We start from the raw sequence: 14,429 nt of genomic DNA, 5'->3' as shown, positions 1-14,429 counted from the left end.
AAGGCCGAGCCTCAGGCGTCTTCGGCAACATCCGATTATTGCAGTCCTAACTGGACTTGGGAAAGCGATTGCCAGACCCGGAGTTGCGTGTCATCATGAATGCAGTGGGAATGCGCTTTCCCATCTCATTACTTTCCACTTGAAGAAGGACTCATGGGCTACGAAACAAAGACGATCCGGATCGCCATGAACGGCATCACCGGCCGGATGGGCTACCGCCAGCACCTGCTGCGCTCCATCCTTCCCATCCGCGACGCCGGGGGCTTCACCCTGGCGGACGGCACCAAGGTTCAGGTTGAGCCGATCCTGGTGGGCCGCAACGAGGCGAAGATCCGCGAATTGGCCGAACTCCACAAAGTCTCCGAGTGGTCCACCGACCTCGACGCAGTCATCAATGACCCCACTGTCGACGTCGTATTCGATGCGTCGATGACCAGCCTTCGCGCCGCGACGCTGAAGAAGGCCATGCGCGCCGGGAAGCACATTTTCACTGAAAAGCCGACGGCGGAGACGCTGGAAGAAGCGATCGAGCTGGCCCGGATCGGCAAGGAATCCGGAGTGACAGCGGGCGTGGTGCACGACAAGCTCTACCTGCCGGGGCTGGTGAAGCTGCGCCGCCTCGTGGATGAGGGTTTCTTCGGCCGGATCCTCTCGATCCGCGGCGAATTCGGTTACTGGGTCTTTGAAGGTGACGTCCAGGCAGCGCAGCGCCCGTCCTGGAACTACCGCAAGGAGGACGGCGGCGGCATGACAACGGACATGTTCTGCCACTGGAACTACGTCCTGGAAGGAATCATCGGCAAGGTCAAGAGCGTCAACGCCAAGACCGCCACCCACATCCCGACCCGCTGGGACGAGGCCGGCAAGGAATACAACGCCACGGCCGACGACGCCTCCTATGGCATCTTCGAGCTCGAGACCCCGGGCGGGGACGACGTCGTCGGGCAGATCAACTCTTCCTGGGCTGTCCGCGTCTACCGCGACGAACTCGTGGAGTTCCAGATCGACGGCACGCATGGCTCCGCCGTCGCGGGCTTGAACAAGTGCGTTGCGCAGCAGCGCGCCCACACGCCCAAGCCGGTCTGGAACCCGGACCTGCCGGTCACCGAATCTTTCCGCAGCCAGTGGCTGGAAGTCCCCGCGAATGCCGATCTGGATAACGGCTTCAAGCTCCAATGGGAAGAATTCCTGCGCGACGTCGTCGCCGGCCGCGAGCACCGTTTCGGCCTGCTCTCCGCCGCCCGCGGCGTGCAGCTCGCCGAACTCGGGCTGCAGTCCTCGGCCGAGCGCCGTACCATCGACATCCCGGAAATCGTGCTCTGATGACTTCCCTCCTTCTTCCAAACCACGACGGCGGGACCCGCCACTACGCGCTGCAGCCAGCCACCTCGTGGGCCAGGCCGGCGGCGCCGTTGACGTCCCGGCGCGCCTACGCAGCGGCGCACGTCATTCCCGAAGCAACCGCCGACAACACTCCGGGCGCCCCTGCGCACTTGGACTGGGACGCCACGATGGCGTATCGCCATGAGCTGTGGTCCTATGGGCTGGGGGTTGCCGATGCAATGGACACCGCCCAGCGCGGCATGGGCCTGGACTGGGTTGCCACGCAGCAGCTCATCAAGCGCACCGGGGTCGAAGCGGCCTCCGTGGTGGCATCCGGCAACGCAGCCACCGCCGGGAAGACCGTCCAAGACCTCGCCTCTTGCGGCGCCGGAACGGACCAGTTGGACCTCGACTCTGTTCCGGAGGGTCCCGCCGGGATCAAGGCCGTGCTGGACGCGTACCGCGAGCAGATCGCCGTCGTGAGCGAAGCCGGGCCGAAGGTCATCATCATGGCGTCGCGGGCGCTGGCCGAAGTGGCAACGAGCCCGGATGACTACCTGCACGTCTACTCCACCCTCCTCAGCGAAGTGGACCAGCCGGTCATCCTGCATTGGCTCGGGACCATGTTCGACCCCGCACTGGCCGGCTATTGGGGCTCGGACGACGTCACGGAGGCAACGGAAACGTTCCTCAGCCTGATCCGCGGTCACGCGGACAAAGTGGACGGGGTCAAGGTCTCGCTGCTCGACGCCAGCCATGAAGTTGCCCTGCGCGCAGCTCTTCCCGAGGGCGTCCGCCTCTACACCGGAGACGATTTCAACTACCCGGATCTGATCGACGGCGACGGCACCCACCACTCGGACGCGCTGCTGGGCATCTTCGCCGCGATCTACCCTGCCGCTTCCGTGGCGTTGCAGAAGTACGACGCCGGCGACCCTGCGGGTGCGCGCGCCATCCTGGACTCCACCCGCGATCTCGGCAAGCACATCTTCAGCGCCCCGACGTTCTACTACAAGACCGGGATCGCCTTCATGTCCTGGCTCAACGGCAAACAGCCCGGATTCCAGATGGTCGGCGGGCTGCATTCCGGCCGCTCCGTGGTCCACCTGGCCCGCACATTCGAACTCGCCGACCAGGCCGGACTCCTGCGCGATCCCGCGTTGGCCGCCTTCCGGATGTCCGACTACCTCCGCATCAACGGAGTGGGCGCATGAGCGACTTTTCGAGATTGTCGCTGAACAGCGCCACCACCAAAAAATGGACGCTCGCCGAAGCCGTGGACGGTTGCGTTCGTGCCGGCATTCCGGCGATCGGTCCGTGGCGCGACATCGTCGCCGATACCGGCCTGGACAAGGCCGCAAAGCTGATCAAAGACGCCGGACTGCGCGTATCGTCCCTCTGCCGGGGCGGTTTCCTCACGGCGGCCGACGCCGCGGGGCAGGCGGCCGCGCTGGCGGACAACCGGGCCGCCATCCTTGAAGCCGTGGCGCTGGATACGCAGGAGCTGTTCCTGGTGGTCGGCGGCCTGGCTCCGGGGGAGAAGGACGTCGTCGCAGCCCGCCGGCGCGTGGCCGATCGCCTCGAGGACCTGGTGCCCTTCGCCGTCGAGCATGGGGTCCGGCTGGTGCTCGAGCCGCTGCACCCGATGTACGCGGCGGACCGGGCCCTCATCTCGACGCTCGGCCAGGCACTCGACCTCGCCGCACCCTATGACGCAAGGGCCGTCGGCGTCGCCGTCGACACCTTCCACGTCTGGTGGGATCCGGAACTGAAGCAGCAGATTCAGCGGGCCGGCCGGGAACAGCGGATAGCGTCCTACCAAGTGTGCGACTTCAACCTCCCCATCGCCGCCGACGCGCTGCTTTCCCGCGGCATGATGGGCGACGGCGTCATCGACTTCGCGACGATCGGCACCTGGGTGAGGGACGCCGGCTACACGGGCGACATCGAGGTGGAAATCTTCAACCAGGACATCTGGGACGCCGACGGCGACGCGGTCCTGGAAACCATGAAGCAGCGCTACGCGGAGCTCGTGCTCCCGTGCGCGTAAACACCGGCGCAAACAGGCGGGGGCACATGCGTGCCCCCGCCTTCTTGCGCGTCTATTGTGCGGCGGAACCCCAGGCGGCTATCAGCTCGGCAACCTCGGCCGGCGCCAGCTTGGCGTCGACGATCCACACCGTCAAGGAGCGGACCAAGGATTCGCCCGCGGCAAGCTCCACCGGCCGGTCCCAGGCCAGGGCCGAACCCACTGCGGGGTAATCCGCCATCCGGACGAACCAAGGATCCGGGGCATCGGCCGGAGCCGCGAACACCATGCTGGCGGGGCCCTCAGGGAAGTCCGCTGTCCAGGCCAGCCACGGCGCCAACGAGCCGTGGACATCCGGTTCGCCGTGCCTATCCGCCGTGAAGACTTCAGCCCCGGCGCACGCAGGCAGGCGCCAGAAGAAGCCGCCGTAGCCGCTCCCGAGGGCACCGTTTGAGCCAGGGCTGCCCAACGAGGAGTCGACGACGGCGGTCAGTTCTGTTGCCAAGTCCAGTTGCCACGTGCGGGGGTCAATCAGCCGGGAGCGCGTGGTTCGGTGTTCCCGGAGGAGCTGAGTGCCGTCCGGTGCCTGCCAGCTCAATTCCTGCTCCAGGAGGCCCGGACCGGACGTTGCAGACAGTTCGATGATGCGGCCATGGTCCTGCCGCTCTTCGTAGCGGCCCGCAGCGCGGGTGTACGTTTTGCCGCCCCAGAAATTGGTGCCGTTCACATCCTGCAAGGCGAATCCCGCGCCAAGATGCCAAGGGTGATCGGCCGGCAGATGGTCGGTGACCTTGACTCCAGCGAGTGAGCGGACCGGGTGTAGGTAAGGCCGCGGCGAAAGCCGCACGGCAAGGCCGGCGCCGCTCTGTACCGTTGCCAACACGACGGGGGCGCCCTGGCCGGTTTCAATCACAGAGGCGCCCGGCTCCTCGCCGTCGGGCAGGCTCAGTAGCGGCCTTTCGACGTCGACGGCGGCAGGCCGCGCCCACGGCAAGCCGAGTTCGCTGAAGGTGGCGTGCGCCGCCGTCGCTCGTGCCAGCGCATCTTCGATTCCGGCGATCACCGCGCGGGCGGCTTCGCCCTCGCCCTCCCAGACGACATGCCGCTCAGGGATCAGCGCCGGAGATTCTGCCGTGCGGATGGCTTCCAGCACCCGCATGAAGGCGCCGCTGTCCGCGAGCGGGCTGATCAGCGGCGCCGCGGGTGCCAGGCCCTGCGGGGAGCGCTGCTGGCGACGATGCTCCAGCAGGTCCTCCGTGAGGTCCATCCGGCTGTATACGGTTTCGCGTTCTCCGGCGGCGGAGCTGACACTGAGGCGGTCCTCGGTGTAGTGGAATACTGCGGTGCCTTCGCTGCCCTGCAGGGTGATGTAGGGCTCCACGGATTCGGCGGCGCACAGCGTGAGCGCACACGTGATGGGCAAGCCCGCGGCGGTGCGGATGCGGATCACGGAGGTGTCATCGGATTCGATGTCATTGGCGCGGTACAGGTCCGTTTCCACGGAGGCAAGATCGTCTACCGTCCGCGCCCCGGCGATCCTCAGCGCGGTGGCGATGGCGTGTGCCAGGGGGTTGGTTGCCACCCCGTCCACGACGTCGATCCCGTCCAGGCTGCGTTTTCCTGCCCATCGTGAGCGCTTGTAATAGGCGCGGTCACGCACCCAAAGCCCGGTGGCCGCGATGCCCAGGAGGGTGCCGATCTCTCCCGCCGCGAGCAGGTCATCGATCGCCTGGAGGCCCCGGGATCCGAGACTTTGGAAGCCGACCTGGACGTTTCGGCCGGCCATGGTGGCGGCTTCCTGCAGCCGATTGAAATCGGCGAGTGAAGCGACTGGAGGCTTCTCCAGGTACAAATCGGCGTAGGGGAGCGTTGTGAGTGCGAGTTGCGCGTGCGTCTGGATGGGGGTGGCCACAATGACCAGGTCTAGTGCTCGGGTTCCCGCCAGCAGTTCGTCCAAGTTGCTGAACACAGCAGTTCCGGGCGGGAGCGCGCCGGGGGTAGGTGGATTCGGATCTGCTACGGCAACAAGGCGGACGACGCCGTTGGCCTGGAGTCTTTCGAGGTTCTGCAGGTGGTGCGCGCCGAAGCCGTGGACCCCCACGAGGGCCACCCTGCTGGGCTCATGGCGGGGCTGTTTGTGTACTGCCGGGACGGGCGTGGACAGGGTGCCCATGGCTCTCCTCATCTGTCCCCGGGGGGCGGGGTTGCTGACGGCGGTGTCGTTTCAGAAGCGCTTGGTAAGCGCTTTCCAAGAAGAGTGTACCTTGTCATATGGGAGATGTAACGCCATCGCTTCAGGCGACTGTATTCAGGCGACTGTTTTTAGGTGACTATGTCTAGACGATCCGCCCGGTCGGCAATTTCTCGCCTGCCTCGACCGCCACGTCGATTGAGTTTCCTGCCACCGGCATGGGGCACGTGCCATACGGCGTAAAGGCGCTGGGATAGTTGATGGCGCGGTTGAAGTCGAGCACCACCGAACCATCGTGCCGGGGGCGTGAGACGGCCAGCTTGCGCCATTCGTCCGTGGTGTTGCCGTTCGTTTCGTCGTGGAACGTCACGTTGAGGGCGCCGAGCTTCTCAGCTTCAGCATGCAGGCGGATCTCGTGGGGAAGGCCCGGCGCCCGGAAGACGATCTCGCCCACGGAGCGGTGCACGCCGTCCACCAAGGGGTTGGCCGTCCCGATCGGCACATCAACGGGCTCCGGGTAGGCCTCGAAACGACCCTCAAGCACCCAGTCCGGGTTGTATTCGTAGGTGGGAACGGCCTCGAATTCCGTTAGTACGGGCGAGGAGTCGTCCCTGGTCCGGACGGCGTACTTGTCTGCGCGCATGGCGAGTTCAACCACCACCTGGGTTCCGTCCGCGCCGCCGAACTGCACCCACATGAGTGATTCCTCATCCTGGAGGGTAGCCGAAATCGTGCCGTCCACGGGAGCTCCCGTCTCCACGAGCGTGAGTCCATCGGCCGCGCTCGCGGTGAGGGTCGCCGTCGCACCGTCATTTGACCAGAGCCCCGGGACGAGTTCGACGGCGGCGGGCGCGGATTCGAGCCACTGGAAGGACGTGAGCGTCAGCCAGCCGTGTTCCGCCGCGAGGGCGGCGTTGCGGCCGTTGCGGAAACGCTGCCAGCGTTCCAGCTGGGCATCGGTTGCGGGGGCTGTTGTGCTCATGGTTCCTCCAGCGGCTCAGGCGGTGTGGTCGTTGGATTAACCATGCACCTGCCGCCGCCATTCCCGGAACCCAACTGGTCCCCACCGCCACCCTCGCCTCGCAAGTCCCCGCCGGCTCCCAGCCTTCGCAAGCTCAGGCAGGGACCCTCGCCGGCGGGGCCCCACGGCCAGGGAACCCTGGCGGCGTGGGCCCACGCAGTTGCTGTCGTTTACAGCCCTGATAACGACAACAACTGCTGGTCAGTTGGGTGCGGGCAAGGACGCGAGCGTGGGCAGGCTCAGTGGGCCCGTCGCTTCGCTGATCTCCTCATCCCAAGCAAGGCAAGCACCGTTCCGGCGGCCAGGAGCAGGACCGCCAGCGGGATGACGGCCATGCCCCCAGCGCCGGTGTATGCCAGTGGCGCGGCTGTTGACTGGGGCTGGGCCGGTGTTTCGGGCGGGCTGGCCACCGGAGCGGTGCTCGGAGCAGGAGTTCCGGTGGTCGGAGTCTCGGTGGCCGGAGTTTCGGTGGCCGGGGGAGTCGCTTGCTCGGTGGCCCCGTCGTTGGTGGGTGTGGGGCTGGCAACGGTGGGCGTCGGCGAGGGCACCGCAGATCCATTCCCCGTTCCAGTGGCGCTGGTTCGGCGGACTTCAACCATCACGGGCGTGTCCTTCCCCGCGATGGTGACGTGGCCCGAGTTTGTGTAGGCATCAAGGGTTCCGTCGGTGACCTTTGTGACGACAAAGAGTTGCACCAGTTCACCCTTCGGCAGGCCCGTCCACGTGACAGTCAACAGCGAGGGCGTGCACGCGATCACGGCAGGATAGGCGGCCTCATCGCTCGGAGTTGCAATGTTGCCGTCCTGGTCCAAGGCCGTGCCCACGCGCGGAACGATTTGGCTGCAATCGATCTGGGTGCCCGGCCCAGGCGTGTCGGTGATGGTGACGTCGCTGGTTGGCAAGGTAGTCGCCGGCAAGTGGAAGACGGACTTCAATTCCGTCTGGGCCGTATCCGACCACCACATGCCCTTTTCGGGGGTGGCGGGTGGTTTGGGAGCGCAATCTTGTTGGCACGGCTGGCCGATAGTCACGGGAACCCGGATAACCGTGGAGCCAACCTGGAAATCAAGCTGGGTTGTCCCTCCCGACGTCGGTTTCTCCGTGTAGAGGGTGCTGAAACTGCAGGTGCCCCCGATTCCCTGGTGCGAAGCGACGAAGCTGCCCAGTGTGAAGACAACCAGCCCGGAGTCGGATGCATGGGCTGTGGCTACGGTCTCCCCTGCAGGGTTCTTCAGGTCGAAGTCGGTTGAACCGAACCAACGCAATTGCGGTGGAAGCTGCAGGGTGAAGGTGTCGCCCGGCTGGGACCCATCCGGGACCGCCCACCGGCACGTGAAATCCACCTGCGACCATTGGTCGCCAACGGTCGACGTGGTGCTGACGGAGGTTATCGCGTTCGGAACCACGCCGGCTTGGGCCGCCTGGACAGGCCAAAAGAGCCCGACGGCGCCGAGCAAGGCTCCGAGCAAAGCCGCCAGCAGCGCCGCTGGCGAAGCTGCGGGCAAAGCCCTGGGAAGCTCCGTATTCTTGGCCGCGTTCTTGTGATGGATGTGGTTCCTCATGCGAGTCCTTTCGATTCCCCCTGGATTGGGTCGCTGAAGGTTCAGTGGAACGGGCTACCCATTCGTGACGGCGGGCGGATGGATCCCCGTGGACCGGAAATCCCCCGAAAAATAGATCCCAAAACCGCGTCATGACTGGCGGGCTCCGGCCACTGTGTGTATATGGTCAGGAATTTCTACGCTTTTGGGGAAGCCGTTAATGGCTCCTAGTACTACCTCTTCAATGGCCGACGCTGCTAGCGACGGTCAACTCATCGCCATGGTCCGTAGCGGGGACCTGGATGCCTATGACGGGCTGTACGCTCGGCACGTCTCCATCGCCTCCACTGTGGCTCGCAGGAACGTTGACAACCTCAGCGACGCCGACGACGTTGTTGCTGAAGCATTCCAGTCCGTTCTGCAGAGCCTGGTGGCGGGCAAAGGGCCCGAAAACTTCTTCCGTGCGTACTTGTTGTCGGCGGTGACCCGGCTTTCCCACCACAAGAACCGGAAAGCCGGCCGCACGCTGCCAACCAGCGATGAGACAGTCCTTGACCACAAAATGACACCGGACGATCCCGCCATCCAGGCCTTCGAATCACAAACGGTGGCCCGCGCCTTCCGCTCGTTACCGGAACGGTGGCAGGCGGCATTGTGGTACTTGGACGTGGAACGGATGAAACCCGCCGCCGTCGCTCCCATCCTGGGGCTCTCGCCCAACGCCGTCTCCGCGCTTGGCGTGCGGGCGCGGGAAGGGCTGCGGCGCCAGTATCTCCAGATGCATGTCAGCGAGACCCCGCAGGGCGCCTGCACGGAATTCGTCTCCCAGTTGGGCTCCTATGTGCGCGGTGGTCTGTCCAAATCGGCCGAGGCGAAAGTACGGGACCATCTTGATGGCTGCGCCAAATGCACGGCGGTGCTGCTGGACCTCAAGGACGTCCAGGGAACCATGCGGGCCGTGCTCCTGCCCTTGGCCACAGGTGTCCCATTGGCCGCCTGGGGAGGGAAAGCCTCAGGGCTGGGAGTTGTGGGCCACCTGCCAGCGGTCCCCGCGGCTTCCGGGGTCGCCGGGATCTCGCAGCCCGTGGTGATGTCGATTTTGGCCGCGCTCGCGGTGGGGCTGGTGGTGGGCGCGCTCGGCATCGTAGAGGTCCTGACCGGCCAGCCGGCACCGAGGGCGTATCAGGATGCCGAGGTACGAACCACCCAGCCGCCTCGGCCGACGTCGACGCCGGCACAGCCCCAGGCGCCCGCTCCCGTCGTCTCTGCGTCGCCAGAGCCGCCGCTGCTTCCGGCGTGGCCGAGCGTTCCAGAGCCGCCGGTGATCGCTGAGCCCACCTTTGCGTTACCGGCTCCAGCGCCAGTGCCCGCGCGGTCCGCCACGCCCGCGCCCACTTCTGTGCCGACGTCGACCCCGGCGCCGTCGCGAACCTCAACCCCGACGCCGTCGCGAACCTCAACCCCGGCGCCGACGCCGACCCCCTCGCCGACGCTCACGCCGAATCGAGCTAAAGTCAGCGGCACCGCGAGCCGGACAGATTCGGGTGCAGACCCCACCACCGCAACACTGGAACCAATCTTCACCCTGTCGCCCGGGAGTGGACTCGGGAAGGCCACCGCCGACTTTTCGGTCAACAGGCGTGGCTCAATTTCGAGCAGTTCCGTTACCGCGCCCGCGGGTTGGACTTGCTCGCCGAAGCCGTTGGATCCTTCCAGCATCAGTTGCGCCACGAATTCGGTGCAGCCTGGCGAATTGAAGTTCACCTTCAACGTCGCCATCCCGCACTACTGGCATAGCCACACCTTGACGTATGGCTTGAGTGGAACAGGGATTGAAGCGAACACCTTCCACTACGACTTCTGATGGACGCACTCGTCGGGAAATTCCCCACGCCCGCGGCGTCATGAAGTGCCCATCCGGCTCACTCATTCATCGGCAGTGCCCGAAGGCGGGTAGTAGGCACTAAGCATGTTTTAGGGGAGAAATGAAGGCAACGTTGTTCGCCGTTGCTGTGTTTGTCGGCGCGGCCGCGGTGTATTGGGCGATGGTTCCGGCGGGCCAGCAGTGGTTCATCCGCAAGTTCAGGACACCTCACCGTTTGAGGAGAACGACGGCGGCTCTCGGCGTCGGGATGATCGCGGCTTTGGTGTTGTGCTGCCTCTTCCCGGACCAGCAGGCGTGGTTGCAGGTGGTGGTTCTCCTGGCGGGAACCGGGGTGGTGATTGGTGCGCTGGTGGCCCCGACCCTGCGGATCGACCACTCCCTGGCGGCGCAGCGCAGGAAGGTCCTGGCGATCGGTGCGCACCCGGATGACCTGGAATTGGCGTGCGGAGCGACCCTGGCGAAACTTGTGGACGCAGGCCATGAGGTACGGACCGTGGTGATGAGCACCGGGGGCAGGGGCGGCGACAGTGCGGTCCGGGTGGCGGAGGCGGCCACGGGCTCGGATTTTATGGGGGCTTCCGAGGTTCAGGTCCATGACTTCCGGGACACGAGCCTGTCCGATCACGGGCAGGAAATGGTCCAGGTCATCGAAAACCTGATGAGCACGTTCCGGCCGGATGTTGTCATTACCCATTCGGGGAACGACTACCACCAGGACCACCAAGCCGTCCATGCCGCCACCATGCGGGCGGCCCGCCAGCATTCCTCCATCCTGTGTTTTGAAAGTCCGTCGTCCACCCGGCATTTCAACCCGAGCGTGTTCGTGGATATCGAAGGTTACGTGGACGTCAAGATCCATGCGGTGGCCATGCACCGGAACCAGAAGGGCAAACCATATATGAGCGCAGAACGGGTCCGCAGTCTCGCGGCCTTCCGCGGCTCCCAGGTCAAGACCTCCTATGCCGAGGGTTTTGAGCCTGTGCGCCTGCTCGGCTCAGCGGTGGGGGAATTCTGATGGCCAGGATTCTGGTGACCGGCGTCGGCGGGCCGGCCGGGTCCTCGCTGGCAAAGCAATTGATGGAACGCGGACACTATGTCCTGGGTGTGGACATGGAAGCGGTCCGCCCGGGTTTGGCGAGCGACACGCTTGTAGTGCCCGCGGCCAGCTCCCCGGACTACGTGCAAACCCTGTGCCATTTGGCGGCGAAACGGGGTGTCGACCTCGTGGTGCCTACGGTAAGCGACGAACTTCCCCAGGTGTCCGAAGCCCGGGCCCTGTTCGGCGCCGGGGTCGAGGTGTTGATCGCTCCGCGCTTGGCGGTCCACACGGCGAATGACAAATACCTGACCATGACCGCGCTCAAGGCTGCCGGAATCAGCGTTCCGGAATTCGGGCTCCCTGTGGATTTCGTCTCGGCACAGGACGCCATGGACCGCTTGGGCGGTTCAATAGTGATCAAGCCGCGCATTTCGCGCGGTGGCAGGGGAGTGCAGCTTATTGAACACGCTCCCGACGCCGGACCTTGGGACGAGCTGGACCGCTCACTGATCGTTCAGCGTTTCGCACCCGGTACCGAGTACGCGCCGGTCGTTTTGCGGCACGGGCCGGACAGGGACCCGGACGACGTCGTGGTGGTTCTTGAAAAGACCGAGCTCAAGGAGGGACGCGTCGGCAACGCCGTCTCGGTCAAAAGGGTGGAACCCCAGGCAGACGGCGATGTTGCAGCCCTCGCTGTTGCCGCCGTCGGGGTCCTGGGACTGACCGGACCCGCCGACGTCGACATCCGGCGGATGCCGAACAGTACCCCGGTGATCCTTGAGGTGAACGCCAGATTCGGAGCCAACAGCGCGCAGGCTCCGGAACTGGTTGATGGAGTCCTGCGCAAGTTGCGCGACAGCGCGATTGCCGGGATGGTCTGAGTGACCTTTCTTGAGTTTCTGCTGGAGTTCGTCCGGATCAGCGGCCTCATCATCCTAGGCTTCGGAGCAGTCAAGATCGCCTATGTTCCACTGGCAATGTTTTTCAATTGGCGCTACAGCGATCGGCCTTCCACGGACTCGCTGATCATGCTCGACCAGAAACCGCTCGTGTCTGTGATCGTCCCGGGCTATAACGAGGCCGTTGTGATCACCAAGTGCGTGGAGTCCATCCTGGCCGGCCAGTACCGCAGGTTTGAAGTGATTCTGGTGGATGACGGTTCCACCGACGAGACGGCTGCCATCATGGCCGCTCTCGCTGCCAAGCATGACAGGGTCCGCTCGGTCACGCAGGCCAACGCCGGGAAGGGCGCGGCGTTAAACCGCGGGATCGCCTTGTCCCACGGCGACATCCTGATGTTTGTCGATGCCGACGGGATCTTCGCACCGGACACCCTTCTGCACATGCTCAAGGCTTTCGACCACCCGGATGTCGGTGCAGTGTGCGGCGACGACAGGCCGGTGAACCTGGACCGTGTACAGACCCGCATGCTTGCCGTCCTGAGCCACGTGGGGACAGGACTTGTGCGCAGGGCATTGTCCCTCCTGCATTGCCTGCCCATCGTGTCCGGCAACATGGGGGCCTTCCGTCGTGACTTGGTCCAGAGCGTGGGTGGATTCCACGAAGACTCGCTCGGCGAAGACCTCGAGCTGACGTGGCGTGTCTATAAGGCCGGCTACCGGGTTTGTTTCCAGCCCAAGGCCTTGGTCTATGCCGAGTCTCCATCCACCGTCCGCGGGCTGTGGAGGCAAAGGGTCCGATGGTCCCGGGGACTCCTGCAGACCCTCCGGATTCACTTCCGCATGGTGGGAAACCTCCGCTACGGGTCCTTCGGAGCGTTCCTGGTGTTCAACACCGTCACCATGGTGATCATCCCGATCCTGCAGCTCCTGGTACTGGCGGTGCTGCCCTATTTGTATCTGGTTGGCCATGGTCCGGTGCCGGGCGAGGTGCTCGCCATCCTAGGTTGGCTGGGACTCTTCGTTTCCTTGGCGCTGATTGTCATCTCCCTTGGCCTGAACCGTTCCTGGCGCGATCTGCGATATGTGTGGACCTTGCCGTTGTGGCCGCTCTACTCGGTCTTTGTAGGGCTGGCGTTAGCCAGTGCCGTGGGCAAGGAACTCAGGGGAAGCCCTGCACGGTGGAACAAGCTTCAACGCACCGGCGTGGTGTCGGTGCGTGCCTCCTGCATCGACTCTCCCGAAATGTCCCGCGCTTGAGCGGCTTTTCGGTGGAACTCGCACGGCCTGCAGCGCTCGCCGGCCTCGTCGCCACAACCGTCCTCCTGGGCGCTTGCGCCACGGAAGGGCAGCCCCGACCCGCCGAACGGATGGTCAACCTCGGCTTCGAAGACGTGGCGGCAGAGGACCCGGCCCACCTGAAGCAGTTAGGTGGGCGGCTCGACCAGGTGCAGGCCACGGCCGTGTCCATTGCCGTCGGGCGGACCGATTGGACCGCCTTTCCTTGGGAAGCACATCCGGAATCCGCGTCCGCCGAGGTCAAACGGACCGGCCGCGATTTTGTGGCCGAATCGATCGCGGCGCTGCAGCAGCCGGGACCGCTCCAGCATTCCGGCACCGCCCAACAATCCCGCTACCTCCAGCAATCCGGCACACGGCAGAAGAGGGACGTCATCCTCACCATCGACGTCCTGCTGGACAAAGCCATCACTGCCGATCCTTCCTTGGCTGGCCGCAACCCCGCGGGCAAGGCTTCGGGCAGCTTCGCCAGTCTTTCTTCGCTTCGGACCGGCGTTGCAGGTACCCGGCTGGCGGAGTTGGCGGCGGCTGTTGCCAAGAGTTACCGGCCCACCGCCGTCAACCTGACCGAGCTCATGTTCGACGAATACACCTTCGGCGCGGACGATCTGCAGGACTTCACATCAGCCATGCACCGGAGCGATTGGCCCCGCGGCGCGGACGGAGCCATAGACACTGCCGCCGCGGACGTGACCACTTGGCGCACGCACGCGATGGCGGACATCGTGCGCAAAGTCCGCTCCGCCGTCGAACCTTTTGGAGTGGACCTGGACATGGACGTCCGTTCTCCGAGCGCGTCTGCCAGTGCGGACCGCGCGGACAGTGGCCAGAACTATGACCTGCTGTTGGAGCAACTGGACCGGATCCATGTGTGGGAGTACGTAGGCCTCAACAACGAGCGGTCACCAGGGACGGAAGAGCTCGTCAAAGCGCTGCGGCAGCGCGCCGGGACACGGTATTCCTTGTCTATCGGACTGTGGTCCGGGGATGGCTCCATCTCTCCGGACCAGCTGGAGCGGACCCTGCGTCTCGCGGCCGACGGCGGTGCGGCATCGGTTTCGGTCACACCCGCCAGCCTCTTGCGTGACGGGCATTGGGACGCGCTCCGCCGGGCGTGGGCACGGTGAGGTTGAGTCGCCAGTTGCGCTCGCCGAGTTGAGGGGCGACAACATTTGAGACCGATTGCCAACGCCGGAGCGGCT

Annotated in this window: 11 protein-coding genes; 8 read left to right on the top strand and 3 right to left on the bottom strand. The window is 65.1% G+C overall.

Annotated elements, in window-relative coordinates; all coding sequences use genetic code 11:
* Positions 1 to 153 precede the first annotated feature (153 nt).
* Genes AC3ANQ_RS20355 through AC3ANQ_RS20345 form a run of 3 tightly spaced genes read left to right on the top strand, consistent with a single transcriptional unit; the run spans position 154 to position 3,373 of the window.
* A complete protein-coding gene (locus AC3ANQ_RS20355; RefSeq protein WP_488302707.1) occupies positions 154 to 1,323 on the top strand; it encodes a Gfo/Idh/MocA family protein in 1,170 nt (389 codons plus the stop codon).
* Positions 1,323 to 2,537, top strand: coding sequence for a dihydrodipicolinate synthase family protein (locus AC3ANQ_RS20350; RefSeq protein WP_488302706.1), 1,215 nt, complete (start codon positions 1,323 to 1,325; stop codon positions 2,535 to 2,537). The genes AC3ANQ_RS20355 and AC3ANQ_RS20350 overlap by 1 nt, the downstream gene beginning before the upstream one ends.
* Complete coding sequence (locus tag AC3ANQ_RS20345; protein ID WP_488302705.1) at positions 2,534 to 3,373, top strand: sugar phosphate isomerase/epimerase family protein; 840 nt, start codon at positions 2,534 to 2,536, stop codon at positions 3,371 to 3,373. The genes AC3ANQ_RS20350 and AC3ANQ_RS20345 overlap by 4 nt, the downstream gene beginning before the upstream one ends.
* Before the next feature lie 52 nt (positions 3,374 to 3,425).
* Here AC3ANQ_RS20345 and AC3ANQ_RS20340 read toward each other — a convergent pair whose 3' ends face one another.
* From AC3ANQ_RS20340 to AC3ANQ_RS20330, 3 genes are all read right to left on the bottom strand, one after another.
* On the bottom strand, positions 3,426 to 5,525 hold the full coding sequence (locus AC3ANQ_RS20340; protein ID WP_488302704.1) for a DUF6807 family protein: 2,100 nt from the start codon (positions 5,523 to 5,525) through the stop codon (positions 3,426 to 3,428).
* A gap of 163 nt (positions 5,526 to 5,688) precedes the next feature.
* Positions 5,689 to 6,525, bottom strand: a complete 837-nt coding sequence (locus tag AC3ANQ_RS20335; RefSeq protein ID WP_488302703.1) for a DUF1684 domain-containing protein — start codon at positions 6,523 to 6,525, stop codon at positions 5,689 to 5,691.
* A gap of 278 nt (positions 6,526 to 6,803) precedes the next feature.
* Positions 6,804 to 8,126: an Ig-like domain-containing protein gene (locus tag AC3ANQ_RS20330; RefSeq protein WP_488302702.1), complete on the bottom strand. Its 1,323-nt coding sequence runs from the start codon at positions 8,124 to 8,126 to the stop codon at positions 6,804 to 6,806.
* Positions 8,127 to 8,349: 223 nt separating this feature from the next.
* On the opposite strand from AC3ANQ_RS20330, the gene AC3ANQ_RS20325 reads away from it, so the two are divergent.
* The 5 genes from AC3ANQ_RS20325 (at position 8,350) to AC3ANQ_RS20305 (ending at position 14,354) form a co-directional block, all read left to right on the top strand.
* Positions 8,350 to 9,969, top strand: coding sequence for a zf-HC2 domain-containing protein (locus tag AC3ANQ_RS20325; protein ID WP_488302701.1), 1,620 nt, complete (start codon positions 8,350 to 8,352; stop codon positions 9,967 to 9,969).
* 121 nt (positions 9,970 to 10,090) lie between these two features.
* The gene (locus tag AC3ANQ_RS20320; protein WP_488302700.1) at positions 10,091 to 11,005 is read left to right on the top strand and encodes a PIG-L deacetylase family protein; all 915 of its coding nucleotides are present in this window, start codon (positions 10,091 to 10,093) and stop codon (positions 11,003 to 11,005) included.
* The gene (locus AC3ANQ_RS20315; RefSeq protein ID WP_488302699.1) at positions 11,005 to 11,910 is read left to right on the top strand and encodes an ATP-grasp domain-containing protein; all 906 of its coding nucleotides are present in this window, start codon (positions 11,005 to 11,007) and stop codon (positions 11,908 to 11,910) included. The genes AC3ANQ_RS20320 and AC3ANQ_RS20315 overlap by 1 nt, the downstream gene beginning before the upstream one ends.
* The gene (locus AC3ANQ_RS20310) at positions 11,911 to 13,188 is read left to right on the top strand and encodes a glycosyltransferase family 2 protein (protein WP_488302698.1); all 1,278 of its coding nucleotides are present in this window, start codon (positions 11,911 to 11,913) and stop codon (positions 13,186 to 13,188) included.
* On the top strand, positions 13,185 to 14,354 hold the full coding sequence (locus tag AC3ANQ_RS20305) for a hypothetical protein (RefSeq protein ID WP_488302697.1): 1,170 nt from the start codon (positions 13,185 to 13,187) through the stop codon (positions 14,352 to 14,354). Before AC3ANQ_RS20310 ends, AC3ANQ_RS20305 begins: the two co-directional genes overlap by 4 nt.
* Positions 14,355 to 14,429 lie beyond the last annotated feature (75 nt).

It is taken from the genome of Arthrobacter sp. DMZ02-1R (assembly GCF_057747935.1).
The sequence above is the reverse complement of the archived record's forward strand: the minus strand, read 5'-3'. Positions and strand labels throughout refer to the sequence as shown.